The sequence below is a fragment of the Paracoccus amoyensis genome, from assembly GCF_014490725.1.
Taxonomy (GTDB): domain Bacteria; phylum Pseudomonadota; class Alphaproteobacteria; order Rhodobacterales; family Rhodobacteraceae; genus Paracoccus; species Paracoccus amoyensis.
In genome coordinates, this window is record NZ_JACOQL010000002.1 from 385822 (window position 1) to 398248 (window position 12427).

Here is a 12427-nt window from a genome sequence, read left to right on the forward strand (position 1 = left end):
ATCTGGACGATTTTATGCGTGATCATGCTACCTCTTCACACCGCTGCCGCCCCGGTGCGATTGAAAGATTTGGCTGACTTCGATGGTGTGCGAGGCAACGATTTGGTTGGCTATGGGCTCGTCGTCGGCCTGGATGGGACAGGGGACAGCTTGCGCAACGCCCCGTTCACGGAAGAAATGTTGGCTGGGCTGCTTGAAAGGCTTGGCGTCAACGTGACCGACGACGCCTTGCGGTCGAAGAACGTCGCGGCGGTTGTGGTAACCGCAGCCCTGCCACCCTTTGCGCGATCTGGGAGTAGAATTGACGTCAGCGTGTCAACGATTGGCGATGCCAAGAGCCTGCTTGGTGGAACCCTGGTCATGACGCCACTGAAAGCTGCGGACGGCAATATCTATGCTGTCGCCCAAGGCTCGATCATTTCTGGCGGGGTTTCGATCTCTGGGGACGCGGCGCGGGTGGTTGAAGGGGTGCCAACGGCAGGAAAAATACCCGTGGGTGCCAGAGTCGAGCGAGAGGTGGAATTTGACTTCGCCGCCGTGCAAAATATCAGGATTGCGCTGCGGAATGCCGATTTTACAACCGCGACACGCATCGAAGATGCCATCAATCGTGATTTTAATAGGCGTCTGGCTGTCACGCAGGATAGCGGAACCGTCATTGTCGAGTTTCGACAACTGGGTGAGGTGAACCCCGCCCGCGTTCTGGGACGAATTGAAAATCTCATGATAGAGCCCGAGAACCGCGCCAGGGTGGTCATCGATCATAAGGCCGGGACAATTGTCATGGGCGAGCAGGTCCGAATTTCCCGTGTTGCAGTATCGCAAGGTTCGCTGACGCTGCGTGTCAGCGAAGCACCCATGGTTTCGCAACCAAACCCCTTCGCCGCCGGAAAAACCGTCACCGTTCCTCGAACAATGGCCGAGGTTCGTGAGGAGCCCGGGATCGGCTTTGCCGAGGTTTCGGGAGAAACTAACTTGAGTGATCTGGTTGAGGGGCTGAATGCGCTTGGCGTGCGTCCGCGGGATATGATCGACATTCTGAAATCCATCCACGCGGCGGGCGCGCTGCACGCCGATCTTGTCGTTGAATAACCCGTCGGTCCGCTCTCAGTCCAAAATCTGAGTTCGCCAAAATCCTGTGACGCCACCGGCAAGATCACGCGGGCGTCACAGAAACAACGGGTGACATGGGTGTGCCGATCACATAGAAAACGCTCGAAAACGTTTTATGTGGTATCGTTGATGAAGATAGAGGCGTTGACGCTTCCCGAAGTCTTGCTGATCACGCCTGCGCGCCATGGTGATGCGCGCGGCTTTTTTTCAGAAAGCTGGAACCAGAAAACACTGCAAAATGCCGGGGTCAACTTGCCGGTATTTGTGCAGGACAATCATTCGATGTCACACAAGGTCGGCATATTGCGCGGGCTGCATTATCAATCGCCGCCGTTCGCTCAAGGAAAGCTGGTGCGCTGCGGACGTGGATGTTTGTTTGATGTTGCTGTGGATGTTCGCACCGGAAGCCCAACCTATGGCAAATGGGTTGGCGCAGAATTGTCTTATGAAAATGGCAGGCAACTTTGGGTGCCGCCAGGGTTTCTGCACGGCTTCGTGACGCGCACGCCGGATACCGAAATCATCTACAAATGTACGGCACATTATGACCGCGAAAGCGACGGTGGTGTTCTGTGGAACAGCTTGGGCATAGATTGGGGTATCGATAATCCCATTCTTTCAGAAAAAGACGAAAAATTGCCTGAATTTGCCAATTGGGCGTCACCGTTTCAATTCGGAGCAGTTTGATGAAAATACTGGTAACAGGCGGGGCGGGTTTCATCGGCTCGGCGGTCGTGCGGTTGGCAATTCAACGCGGGCACTCGATCGTTAACCTTGATGCGCTGACATATTCTGCCAATCTGGCGAATGTCGCCGATGCGGCTCGGCATCCGAATTATAGTTTCGAAGAGGCCGATATCCGCGACCGCGCTGCATTGGACGCGATTTTTGCGGCACATCAGCCCGATGCAGTGATGCATTTGGCGGCGGAAAGTCATGTGGATCGTTCGATCGATGGCCCTGCAGCGTTCATCGAAACCAACCTGATCGGCACGTTCAACATGCTTGAAGCGTCGCGGGCCTATTGGCAGGAAAGTGGTAAGGCGAATTTCCGTTTTCATCACATCTCTACCGATGAGGTGTTTGGCAGCCTTGGTGAGGATGGTCAGTTTACGGAAACGACGCCTTACGATCCTCGCAGTCCTTATTCTGCCAGTAAAGCTGGTTCGGATCATCTGGTCCGGGCGTGGCACGAAACCTATGGGTTGCCCGTCGTCTTGACGAACTGCTCGAACAATTATGGGCCTTATCATTTTCCCGAAAAACTGGTGCCGGTCGTCATTCTGCGCGCCTTGGCGGGCGAGCCCATCCCAGTATACGGCGATGGCGGCAATGTGCGCGATTGGCTTTACGTCGAAGATCACGCCGACGCGCTGCTTCTTGTGCTGGAAAACGGCGAAAACGGACGCAGCTATAACATCGGCGGTGAAAATGAGGCGCGAAACATCGATCTGGTCAGGACGATCTGCGCGCATATGGATGACTTACGCCCGGAAGGGGCGCCGCATGATCGCCTGATAACCTTCGTGAGCGATCGCCCTGGACACGATCGGCGTTATGCTATTGATCCAAAACGGATTCGGGACGAATTGGGCTGGCGTCCGTCGGTCACTGTCGACGAGGGACTGCGTCGCACCGTCGCGTGGTATCTTGAAAATCGTGATTGGTGGCAACCGTTGCTTGGCCGCGACGGCGTTGGAAAACGCTTGGGACAGGTCTGATGTCAAGGCTTCTGGTCTTTGGTCGCTCTGGTCAGGTTGCACAAGAACTGGCCGCCTTAACGTCAGAGGCCGATTTTCTGGGGCGGGGGCAGATCAATCTGACGCAAATCGGGGAAATTGCCAATGCTGTTGAATGTCGTCGTCCCTGGGCGATCATTAATGCGGCCGCCTATACCGCCGTCGACAAAGCGGAAACCGAACAGGCCGAAGCGCAGTTTCTGAATGTCGAGGCACCGGCGTTGATGGCGCGGGCTGCGGGTGTTCTGAATATCCCTTTCATTCACATCTCGACCGATTACGTATTTGACGGCTCAGGCGTAGAGGCAAGAAGCGAAGACGACCCCACGGGCCCCTTGGGTATCTATGGTAAAACCAAGTTGGATGGCGAAAAGGCCATCGCAGCGGAAGGGGGGCACTGGGCTGTCATGCGGACATCCTGGGTGTTCTCCAGTCATGGCAACAATTTCGTCAAGACGATGCTGCGTCTGGGCCGCGAACGTGATGAACTGAACATCGTCGCCGATCAGATCGGCGGTCCGACGCCGGCCAAGGATATTGCAGCAACCTTGCTGATGATGGCGGAAAAGATGGCTTCGGATGCGAGGATACGGGGGATCTACCACTATGCTGGGACGCCCTCGGTCAGCTGGGCCGATTTCGCACGAGAGATTTTTGTGCAGGCCGATATCAATTGCACGGTCCATGATATCTCGACCGCTGATTACCCTACGCCTGCGCGCCGCCCCGCCAATTCACGATTGAGTTGCTTGCGTTTGCAAGACGATCTGGGCATTGAGCAGCCCGACTGGCGCTTAGGGCTGCGCGATGTGCTTAACAATTTGAACAGGTGACATGATGCAACGCAAAGGCATCGTTCTGGCCGGTGGGTCGGGAACCCGACTTTATCCCATCACGATGGGGGTCTCGAAGCAGCTTTTGCCGCTTTATGACAAACCGATGATCTATTACCCTGTCAGCGTGCTGATGCTGGCGGGTATTCGTGAGATCGCGATTATCACGACACCCGAGGATCAGGAGCAGTTTCAGCGTCTGCTGGGGACCGGCGAGCAATGGGGCCTGTCCTTTGAATACATCGTTCAGCCTTCGCCGGATGGCTTGGCACAGGCTTATTTACTGGCCGAGGAATTTTTGGCCGGTGCCCCGTCAGCAATGGTTTTGGGCGACAATATTTTCTTTGGCCACGGATTGCCGGTGTTGCTTGCATCCGCAGATCAAAGAACGGAGGGGGGCACGGTCTTTGGGTATCGCGTCTCTGACCCCGAACGCTATGGCGTGGTCGATTTCGATAAGGATGGCCGCGCCCGTTCGATTGTAGAAAAGCCAACGCACCCCCCCTCAAATTTCGCGGTTACCGGCCTGTATTTTCTGGACGGAACAGCGCCACGGCGGGCGGCCGAGGTAACGCCGTCGGATCGGGGTGAGTTGGAAATCACGACGCTGCTGGAAAGCTATCTGAACGAAGGCAGCCTGACCGTTGAAAAAATGGGACGCGGTTTTGCCTGGTTGGATACGGGGACGCATGCCAGCTTGCTGGATGCTGGCAACTTCGTGCGAACCTTGGCGAACCGGCAGGGGCTACAGACCGGTTGCCCGGAAGAAATCGCATTTGAAGCAGGCTGGATTGCGGTAGAGCAAATGCGAGAGCGGGCCCAGATGTTTGCGAAGAATGCCTATGGGAAATATCTTCTGGGTATCTTGAAAGAGCATGGCCATTAAAGTCGGCCTAGCGCCGCCGCACTGAACAGCGCGGCGGTGCCGACTTTCGTTTGACGATATATTCCCATACGGCGCAGCTTTGCGGCTGCAACCGGGCCGCGATGTTCAACCGCCGCTATGAAACGCTTTAAAAGCAATTGATTTTCTGTGGTCAGCAAATGTGCGATTGGTGTTAGCGCGGCGCAATTTGCAGCCAGCCAGCCGCCATATTCACCAGCGAAGAGTTTGCCCAGACGTCGGACCATCGCACCGGGGGTGTCGTTCCGCCCCATCTCGGCGTTGGAATGCTGACGATATAGCAGGGCCGGCTTTGCGTCGTGGATCATGGTGGCGCCGATGCCGGTTGTGACCTGATAGGCCCACCAATCGTGGGATTCGATGTTGGCAACCCGGGCCGCATTGGCCGACTGTTTCAGGATGGCGGCGGCTGCCGGATTGAAAACAGATGTATTGCCAGCCATGCAAGCTTGCACCAGCGCATTCCTGAACGTCAATGAACGTGTGAAATAGCGCGTTTCGGTGATCGGCCCAAGCGTCGCGTCTGCGACGATCGTCCTGGCCGCATAATGCGCAGGGCCAGAGCATGATGACAGCGCGGCCGCCGCGCGCGCCAGTTTGTCCGGAAACCATTCGTCATCCTGATCGGCAAAGGCCAACATGACACCATCCGGTGCCTGTTCGATGAGATGCAGGAAGTTCTGCGTCGCGCCCCGCCGTGGCCCCGCAATCTGCATGACCTGATCCGGTCGTTGCGTTGCGGAAAATCTCGCAACCAGATCGACCGTGCCATCGGTCGATCCGTCATCTGACACGATCAGGCGCCAATTCGTATAGCTTTGCCGTGCAATGCTATTCAATTGCGTTTCGATGTGGCGCGCACCGTTATAGCTGGCCAGCAGGATGACAATTTCACCGGCATCAAAACCAGGCGGAATATCCAGATCAAGGGCAGTGGTCGTCGGCAAAACAGTGTCCCGGTGATGGTCAAAACCTTCTGCCCCGACTTGCTGTCCGATGCAATTGTCGATGCCGTATTAACCTTGCTGGCGGGCAATGTCTTCGATGAGGATTGCCGTGATCGGCAGGTCTGACACCTCATCAACGGCAGCCAGAAGATCTTTACGCAAGGTGCCAAGGCTGGCTTCTGATGTGAAATTCCCATCGAAACCACCACTATTGGCGCGAATCATCAGCTGGCGCAGCAGGGCATCGCGTAACCGATGCTCTTGCTGCTGCATCGCGTCCAGATGCGCTTTTTCGGTTTCGATCGACAGTGTCATGATCATCACCGCGCCCATATCGCCGTTTCGCATTATCGGGATGAAAAATTGGTTGGGAAAGGTAAACCAGGCGGTCTTGCCTTTTTTTTCCTCAGGCCCAGGACCCTCAGCTGCGGTCTGAGGCGCTTCGCCGACGGGGGTTTCCGTCTTTGGCTGTGGTTTCAGCATATCGCCCGCGGTGACGCCGCCGATCAGCGCAACCAGCGGAATTGCTAGCGTCAACAGTTTCTTCATCATGATGCCCCCTTAGTACGGCAGCAGAATATCAGCGATTTGCTGGCCATAGCGCGGCTGCTGCACGTCGGTGATCTGACCACGACCACCGTAAGAGATGCGCGCCCCGGCAATACGGTCATAGGCAATTTCATTTTCGCGATCGATATCGCCGGGGCGAACAAAGCCGCTGACGGTTAGCTCTCGCAACTCGTAGTTCACGCGCACTTCCTGCGTGCCTTCGATCTGCAGGGTGCCATTTGGAAGCCGGTCGATCACGGTAGCGGCAACACGCAAAGTCAGCTTGTCGCGGCGAGAGATATTGCCCGTGCCCTTGTAGCTGGAAGACGAAGACGCGTCCGCGAGATTATCAAAGCTGGCACCTTCGGGCAGTTTACGCGCCAGACGTTGCGGTATGCCGACCATGTCCGACATGCTCAGTTCATCAGCGGCCGAGCGTGAGCGACCAGAGCTGTTACTGATCTCTGCCTTGTCGTCGATCTCGATGACAACGGTCAGAATATCGCCACGGTTACCAGCGCGCCGGTCACTGATCAGTGATGAGGTATTCGTGCCTGCCCAAAGTGACGCTGCGGCTTCCGGACGACCGGAATCAACCGGAATTTCCAAAGGGGGATTGGTCATCGCGACAAATTCTTCGGTTTGTCGGGGTGACGTCAGTTGCGGTGGCTGCCCGACATTCTGCACGCGTCCACAGGCGCCAAGCGCAAGCGCAAGGCAGATCAGATAGGTCGTTTTCATCTTGGTTCCTTGGCGTTGACGTTCAGTTCAGGGCCAGAAGGCTGCCATCTGGTTGAACGGTTGCGCTGATGGTCGAGCGCGATTCGAGGTTCATGACACGGACCAGGTCGCCCGCGGCGCCATCGGACAGCGTTCGTGCCTCGGTCACGATCCGCAACGGGCCACGCTGAAAGGTCACCTGAACGATCTGATTGCGCGCGATCAGTTTCGGCGCTTGCAGCAGGCTGGCTTGCAGCGGACGGCCCTCATAGATGGTGATGCGGGTCTGCAGGCCGATGATTTGCGACGGATCTGAAATTCCGGGCCGATCGCTGTCGGCGGCGCGCAGATCGGCGGCTGTCAGAACGGTCCCTGCGGGCAAAGTCCGGGCGGCGGCCAATATTCCCGCATGTGTCATGGAAGGGGTCACAAGGACCAGCAGAAGGATAAGAATACGCATCAGCGGACCTGCGCGGTTGCGCCAGCATCTGGTCGGCGGCGGTGATGACCTTGGCGTTCAGTTCATATCCGCGCTGTGCCTTGATCAGCTCGGTGATTTCGCGCACTGCGTCGACCGAGCTTTCTTCAAGATAGCCTTGCCGCAGGGTCCCCAGACCTTCTTGTCCGGGGCTGAAGACCTGAGGATTGCCCGAGGCAGGAGTTTCCAGAAACAGGTTCGAGCCGATCGCCTCCAGACCCTTTTCATTGGTAAAGCCCGCCAGAGTCAGTTGGCCCAGCATTTCGGGTTCGACCTGATCGGTGAAATAGGCGTAAACCTCGCCCGAGGCGTTGATGGCGATAGAGCGGGCATCATCAGGAATGGTGATACCGGGAACGACTGGATAGCCGTCCGACGTGACGATCTGGCCGTCGGGTGCACGCTTCAATCCGCCATCACGGGTATAGGCTGACACCCCAGACGGCAGCGTCACCTCCAGGTAGCCGTAGCCGTCAATGGCCAGGTCCAGATCGCCTCCGGTCTGGCTTAGCGCACCCTGTTGCAGGTTGATGCTGACGGCGGTTGGACGAACGCCCAGTCCAAGCTGCACGCCCGCGGGAATGACCGTGCCGTCAGCGGACGTGACCGTCCCGGGGCGAACGGCCTGTTGGTAGTGCAAGTCGGCGAATTCAGCGCGTCGCGCGTTGTAGCCAGTGGTCGACATGTTGGCGAGGTTGTTTGAAATGACCTCGACCCGGGTTTGTTGGGCACTCATCCCGGTGGCGGCGATTTGAAGAGCTCTCATGCCGGTTCCTTTCAGCGGGTCATGGTGTTGATGGCGGCTCGGATGCGCTGATCTTCGCGATCAAGGAAGGACTGGCCCAGTTCATAGGCGCGCTGCACCTCTATCATCCGAGAGATTTCGAAGACCGTATCTACGTTGGATTCCTCAAGAAATCCTTGACGGACGTTGGGGTTTTCCATCGGCTCCGGAGCGTCGTTCAGTGAGAAGCTGGTGCCGCCCTGATGAATCAGTTGGGCACCTTCGGGAGGCGCGAATACGCCGACACGGCCAAAGGCGATGCCGTTCGCCGACAGGGTTCCGTCTGGGGCAACGGCAACATGGCTGGCGCCTGCCGGGATAATGATAGGGGCCTGACCTTCGTCCAGCAGCCGATAGCCGTCAGCCGTCATCAAGTCACCCTCGGGGCCGGGGATGAAGGCACCGGCGCGGGTCAGGTGATTGCCCTCGGGCGTTTCCACCAGAAAGAACCCTTTTCCTTCGATGGCAAGATCGTAGCGACCGTTGGTTTGGGTCAGGACACCCTGATCCAGGTCCACCAATCGCCCGCGCGCATCCGCCATCGACAGCGTTTCGCCACGGCGATCCAGCGCGGACAGATGCTCGGCAAAGATAACACCCTCGCGCCGGAAGCCGGTTGTATTGATGTTCGCGATATTATTCGCGACGACACGCATTTCCTTCATCAGGCCCGATTGCCGTGTCAGCGTGGCGTAGATGGCGTTATCCATGGGTCAGCTTCCTGCAATCAACGGAATGACTTGGCCAAGGTAGAAGTCGGACAAGGCCGTGGTCATGAAACTCATCGTGACCCAGAAAACCGCCAGCATCAGACCAACTTTCGGGACAAAGGTCAGCGTCATTTCCTGCACCGAGGTCAGCGCCTGAAACAGGCCGATCACCACCCCGGCCACCAACGCGACGCCCAGCAAGGGCGCGGACATGCGGACGGACACCAACAGTGCCTGCCGCAGCATGTCAAAAAGGACGGTCTCGCTCATGATCACCTCTCAGACCGGCATCCGCAGGATTTCCTGATACGCTTCCACGACCTTGTCGCGGATAGCCACAACCGTTTCCATTGCCATTTCCGCCTCGGCGATGGTCTGAACCAGCCGATGTGTCTCGACCTGGCCCGTCATCGCGCCGGTGGAAACGGTGTCGACCTGCGCCATCTGCTGCGCAAAATCGGCGGCAGCGGTCGAGAGTTTTTCAACCGCTCCGCCGGCTTGGCCGGGTGAAACGGCGGTGCGGGCGGCGTTATAGGCGCTGGCGGCATTGATTGCGGTAAACATGGCGGTCCTTTCAGCGACGCAGAAGTTCAAGAAGCGATGCGCCCATCTGGCGGGTCTGTTCGAACATTTTCAGGTTGGCCTCATAGCTGCGGCCCGCTTCTCTCGAATCAGCGATCTCGATCACCAGATCGACGTTCGAGCCGAGGTAGTACCCCTGCTCATCCGCCAGCGGGTGCGACGGATCGAAAATCTGCGGCAGTTCTGCCCGATCCAGTTGGACACGAGAGGTGTCGACCTCACCCGTCGGGCGGCCAAAACGGACCGTTTCTTCAAAGCTGACCAATTTGCGCCGATAGCCTGGGGTGTCGACATTGGCGATGTTTTCGGCGGTGTGACGCAGCCGTTCGCTTTGCGCACGCATGCCAGAGGCGGAAAGATGCAGGGCGGAAACACGATCTGTCATGGCTAATCCTTATGCGCGGCGACCGATGCTGGTCCGCATCAGATCCATGGCCGAGCGATAGATTCCCAGTGAAAGATCATGGGACCGCTTCAGCTCTGCCGCTTTCAGCATTTCGTCTTCGATCGAGACCGAGTTGCCATTGGGCGAAACCCCGGTTTCATTGGTGACGACGCGCGCACCGATCAGGGACCGGTCTGGCGTGTCGAAATGACGGGCATTGGTCGTGCGCATCGGGGCAAAGCTGTCGCGCTGATAGCTTTGTTCAAACGATTGCAGATCCTGTGCCTTGTAGCCGGGGGTGTCGGCATTCGCGATATTGCGTGCCACGATGTTTTGTCGCTGGGCGACATGATGACCCATGGCACGGGCCATCTGCATCACTTCAATCTTCTGGAACATGAGGTTCTCCTCATTGGCGATAACCGGGTCTTAACCCCAATTGGTTTAGAAACCGTTTCGTGGATCGAATTCCGACCCGAACAGGAGTGACGCGAAATGGATAAAGTTGAATCGGTTGCCCAGCGGCTGCGTCAGTTGCGTGTGGCACGCTATTTCGGACGCGTTCATTCAATGCGAGCCGGCCTTATTCGGGTCGAGGGACTTAATCTCTACGCCTCGGTCGGAGATCGTGTGCTGATTTCCCTGCAAAACAAAGATGTCGCGGGCGAAATTGTGGGTCTTGCCCCGCGACATGCCGATATTCTGCCTGAAGGGAATGCGGATGGTCTATCCATCGGGGCCGAAGTCGAATTGCTGTTTGCGCCTAGCATTGCGCCTTGCGACGCATGGATCGGGCGAATCATTGATCCGCTTGGGCAACCGTTGGATGGCCGCCCGCTGCCCGTGGGGGTGACGCCGCGCCCGTTTCGCGCCGAGGCGCCGTCGGCGGTGCGGCGCAAGCGGCTGGGCGGCAGGTTGGCGACCGGGTTGACGGTCTTTGACACCCTGTTGCCGTTGGTCGCGGGGCAGCGTATCGGCCTGTTCGCCGGATCGGGTGTCGGCAAATCCACACTGCTGTCCAGTCTGGCGCGTGGCGTTCAGGCGGATGTGGTCGTCATCGCCATGATCGGCGAACGGGGCCGTGAGCTGCGCGAATTTGTTGAAAAAACGCTTGGCCCCGAGGGAATGAAACGTGCGGTGATCGTCACCGCGACCTCGGACCGTTCGCCTTTGATCCGGCGCAGATGCGCATGGGCGGCGATGGCTGTGGCCGAACATTTTCGCGATCAGGGCCGGCACGTTCTGTTTCTGGCCGATTCGATCACCCGCTTTGCCGAGGCGCATCGCGAAATCGCCCTTGCTGCGGGCGAGCCGCCCAGCTTTCGGGGCTTTCCGCCGTCTGTGTCCAACCTGATCATGGCGTTGGCAGAACGGTCTGGGCCCGGCCTTGAAGGAACCGGCGACATTACCGGAATTTTCAGCGTGCTGGTTGCCGGATCGGATATGGAGGAACCTGTCGCCGATATCCTGCGGGGCACGTTGGACGGGCATATCGTGCTGGATCGCAGCATTGCCGAACGGGGGCGTTTCCCCGCAATTGATGTCGTCCGATCCGTGTCACGATCGTTGCCTGACGCCGCCACGCCAGAGGAAAACGCCATGATCGCCAAGGCGCGAGCTGCCCTTGGCGCCTATGCCGATTCCGAGATGATGATTCGCGCGGGATTATATGCCCCGGGCGCGGATCTGCGGCTGGACGAAGCCGTGAAGCTTTATCCGCAACTGGATGAGTTTGTGGCGGAAAAAAGCCCAAGCATCGAACACAGCTTCAATTCGCTGGCAAAGGCATTACATATTATAGGCAGGCCGCGTGCAGCGATGCGGGCGCCCTGAGGAATTTGGTTTAGGTAACGTCAACTTAATCATTGTTAGCGTGTCTCCTCGACCCATTGCGTCACCAGTGGCAATGGGCCACTGTCCAGCGTTCCTGCGAGAAGAGATTTATATGGCGATAACCGAATACTTTATTCGCTATCTTCAACGACGCGATACCCTTTCAGAAATCGACCTGAACCGGCTTCGCTTGCTGAAAACAGATAAGCAGTCGTTTGGCGCCGGTGAAGTTATCGTCCCCATCGAGAGGAACGTGACCCGCAGCTGCATGATTCTGCGTGGTATGGCTGGTCGATCGCACCCTTTGGTCGGTCGGCCTGACGAACGAGTGATTACCGCATTGCATGTGCCGGGGGATTTCGTTGATCTGCACGGCTTCGTTCTGGCCGGACTTGAACATGAGGTTCTGGCGGTTGGTCCGACCGAAGTCGAATTTGTTGACCACAGCGAACTGATCGATATTACCGAAAATTTTCCACATCTGACGCGGTTGATGTGGATGGCGACCCTGATCGACGCGGCCATCCATCGACAATGGCTGGTCGCGGCGGCGTCGCTACGCTCCAGTGCGCATCTGGCCCATCTGCTTTGCGAAATTTACATCAGGTTGAACGCCGTTGGTGCAGCGTCGAATTTCCAGTTTTCGCTGCCTCTCCTGCAACGGGAACTGGCTGATATTCTGGGCTATTCATCGATTCATGTGAACCGTGCGGTCCGCGACTTGCGTGATCGTGGATTCGTCCGCTGGACGGGCAGCGATATCACGATTCTGAATTGGGACGGTTTGGCGCGTCTTGCGCGGTTCGACTCGACCTATCTGGATCTGGAACGCCACAGTCGCTGAGCATCG

16 protein-coding genes and 1 pseudogene are annotated in these 12427 nt (G+C 57.6%); 7 read left to right on the top strand and 10 right to left on the bottom strand.

What is annotated here, in order from left to right; all coding sequences use genetic code 11:
* Positions 1-24: 24 nt before the first annotated feature.
* The 5 genes from H4P12_RS06695 (at position 25) to rfbA (ending at position 4571) form a co-directional block, all read left to right on the top strand.
* Positions 25-1092, top strand: a complete 1068-nt coding sequence (locus tag H4P12_RS06695; protein ID WP_246449014.1) for a flagellar basal body P-ring protein FlgI — start codon at positions 25-27, stop codon at positions 1090-1092.
* A gap of 150 nt (positions 1093-1242) precedes the next feature.
* The gene (rfbC, locus tag H4P12_RS06700) at positions 1243-1800 is read left to right on the top strand and encodes a dTDP-4-dehydrorhamnose 3,5-epimerase (RefSeq protein WP_187792893.1); all 558 of its coding nucleotides are present in this window, start codon (positions 1243-1245) and stop codon (positions 1798-1800) included.
* The gene (gene rfbB / locus H4P12_RS06705) at positions 1800-2834 is read left to right on the top strand and encodes a dTDP-glucose 4,6-dehydratase (protein WP_187792894.1); all 1035 of its coding nucleotides are present in this window, start codon (positions 1800-1802) and stop codon (positions 2832-2834) included. Before rfbC ends, rfbB begins: the two co-directional genes overlap by 1 nt.
* Positions 2834-3685 carry a dTDP-4-dehydrorhamnose reductase gene (gene rfbD, locus H4P12_RS06710; RefSeq protein ID WP_187792895.1) on the top strand — a complete coding sequence of 284 codons (852 nt, stop codon included), beginning with the start codon at positions 2834-2836 and terminating at the stop codon, positions 3683-3685. Before rfbB ends, rfbD begins: the two co-directional genes overlap by 1 nt.
* Position 3686: 1 nt before the next feature.
* On the top strand, positions 3687-4571 hold the full coding sequence (gene rfbA / locus H4P12_RS06715) for a glucose-1-phosphate thymidylyltransferase RfbA (protein WP_187792896.1): 885 nt from the start codon (positions 3687-3689) through the stop codon (positions 4569-4571).
* On the opposite strand, the gene H4P12_RS06720 is transcribed toward rfbA, so the two are convergent.
* From H4P12_RS06720 to H4P12_RS06765, 10 genes and pseudogenes are all read right to left on the bottom strand, one after another.
* The gene (locus tag H4P12_RS06720; RefSeq protein ID WP_187792897.1) at positions 4568-5536 is read right to left on the bottom strand and encodes a glycosyltransferase; all 969 of its coding nucleotides are present in this window, start codon (positions 5534-5536) and stop codon (positions 4568-4570) included. The genes rfbA and H4P12_RS06720 overlap by 4 nt on opposite strands.
* A 69-nt stretch (positions 5537-5605) precedes the next feature.
* Entirely contained in the window at positions 5606-6088 is a 483-nt protein-coding gene (locus H4P12_RS06725) for a hypothetical protein (RefSeq protein WP_246449015.1), read from the bottom strand.
* Between the two features lie 9 nt (positions 6089-6097).
* Entirely contained in the window at positions 6098-6826 is a 729-nt protein-coding gene (flgH, locus tag H4P12_RS06730) for a flagellar basal body L-ring protein FlgH (protein ID WP_187792898.1), read from the bottom strand.
* 22 nt (positions 6827-6848) lie between these two features.
* On the bottom strand, positions 6849-7265 hold the full coding sequence (flgA, locus tag H4P12_RS06735; RefSeq protein ID WP_343069778.1) for a flagellar basal body P-ring formation chaperone FlgA: 417 nt from the start codon (positions 7263-7265) through the stop codon (positions 6849-6851).
* A pseudogene (gene flgG / locus H4P12_RS06740) lies at positions 7265-8049 on the bottom strand (flagellar basal-body rod protein FlgG). Before flgG ends, flgA begins: the two are co-directional and overlap by 1 nt.
* An 11-nt stretch (positions 8050-8060) precedes the next feature.
* Positions 8061-8777 carry a flagellar hook-basal body complex protein gene (locus H4P12_RS06745; RefSeq protein WP_187792900.1) on the bottom strand — a complete coding sequence of 239 codons (717 nt, stop codon included), beginning with the start codon at positions 8775-8777 and terminating at the stop codon, positions 8061-8063.
* A 3-nt stretch (positions 8778-8780) separates the two neighbouring features.
* Entirely contained in the window at positions 8781-9047 is a 267-nt protein-coding gene (locus H4P12_RS06750) for a flagellar biosynthetic protein FliQ (protein ID WP_187792901.1), read from the bottom strand.
* 9 nt (positions 9048-9056) lie between these two features.
* On the bottom strand, positions 9057-9341 hold the full coding sequence (gene fliE, locus H4P12_RS06755; RefSeq protein ID WP_187792902.1) for a flagellar hook-basal body complex protein FliE: 285 nt from the start codon (positions 9339-9341) through the stop codon (positions 9057-9059).
* Between the two features lie 10 nt (positions 9342-9351).
* Entirely contained in the window at positions 9352-9744 is a 393-nt protein-coding gene (gene flgC / locus H4P12_RS06760) for a flagellar basal body rod protein FlgC (protein ID WP_187792903.1), read from the bottom strand.
* Between the two features lie 9 nt (positions 9745-9753).
* Entirely contained in the window at positions 9754-10143 is a 390-nt protein-coding gene (locus H4P12_RS06765) for a FlgB family protein (RefSeq protein WP_187792904.1), read from the bottom strand.
* A 96-nt stretch (positions 10144-10239) separates the two neighbouring features.
* Here H4P12_RS06765 and H4P12_RS06770 point away from each other — a divergent pair, with 96 nt between their 5' ends.
* Both H4P12_RS06770 and H4P12_RS18750 read left to right on the top strand, forming a co-directional pair.
* Positions 10240-11577, top strand: coding sequence for a FliI/YscN family ATPase (locus H4P12_RS06770; protein ID WP_187792905.1), 1338 nt, complete (start codon positions 10240-10242; stop codon positions 11575-11577).
* A 328-nt stretch (positions 11578-11905) separates the two neighbouring features.
* On the top strand, positions 11906-12421 hold the full coding sequence (locus H4P12_RS18750; RefSeq protein ID WP_343069780.1) for a Crp/Fnr family transcriptional regulator: 516 nt from the start codon (positions 11906-11908) through the stop codon (positions 12419-12421).
* The last annotated feature ends 6 nt before the right edge of the window (positions 12422-12427 follow it).

Excerpts from the sequence above, each read along its gene's own strand:
- H4P12_RS06765 (WP_187792904.1), bottom strand. The coding sequence starts at position 10,143 with ATGTTCCAGAAGATTGAAGTGATGCAGATGGCCCGTGCCATGGGTCAT.
- H4P12_RS06725 (WP_246449015.1), bottom strand. The coding sequence starts at position 6,088 with ATGATGAAGAAACTGTTGACGCTAGCAATTCCGCTGGTTGCGCTGATC.
- rfbD (WP_187792895.1), top strand. The coding sequence starts at position 2,834 with ATGTCAAGGCTTCTGGTCTTTGGTCGCTCTGGTCAGGTTGCACAAGAA.
- rfbC (WP_187792893.1), top strand. The coding sequence starts at position 1,243 with ATGAAGATAGAGGCGTTGACGCTTCCCGAAGTCTTGCTGATCACGCCT.
- flgH (WP_187792898.1), bottom strand. The coding sequence starts at position 6,826 with ATGAAAACGACCTATCTGATCTGCCTTGCGCTTGCGCTTGGCGCCTGT.
- flgC (WP_187792903.1), bottom strand. The coding sequence starts at position 9,744 with ATGACAGATCGTGTTTCCGCCCTGCATCTTTCCGCCTCTGGCATGCGT.
- H4P12_RS06695 (WP_246449014.1), top strand. The coding sequence starts at position 25 with ATGCTACCTCTTCACACCGCTGCCGCCCCGGTGCGATTGAAAGATTTG.
- rfbA (WP_187792896.1), top strand. The coding sequence starts at position 3,687 with ATGATGCAACGCAAAGGCATCGTTCTGGCCGGTGGGTCGGGAACCCGA.
- fliE (WP_187792902.1), bottom strand. The coding sequence starts at position 9,341 with ATGTTTACCGCAATCAATGCCGCCAGCGCCTATAACGCCGCCCGCACC.
- H4P12_RS06745 (WP_187792900.1), bottom strand. The coding sequence starts at position 8,777 with ATGGATAACGCCATCTACGCCACGCTGACACGGCAATCGGGCCTGATG.
- rfbB (WP_187792894.1), top strand. The coding sequence starts at position 1,800 with ATGAAAATACTGGTAACAGGCGGGGCGGGTTTCATCGGCTCGGCGGTC.
- flgA (WP_343069778.1), bottom strand. The coding sequence starts at position 7,265 with ATGCGTATTCTTATCCTTCTGCTGGTCCTTGTGACCCCTTCCATGACA.
- H4P12_RS06770 (WP_187792905.1), top strand. The coding sequence starts at position 10,240 with ATGGATAAAGTTGAATCGGTTGCCCAGCGGCTGCGTCAGTTGCGTGTG.
- H4P12_RS06750 (WP_187792901.1), bottom strand. The coding sequence starts at position 9,047 with ATGAGCGAGACCGTCCTTTTTGACATGCTGCGGCAGGCACTGTTGGTG.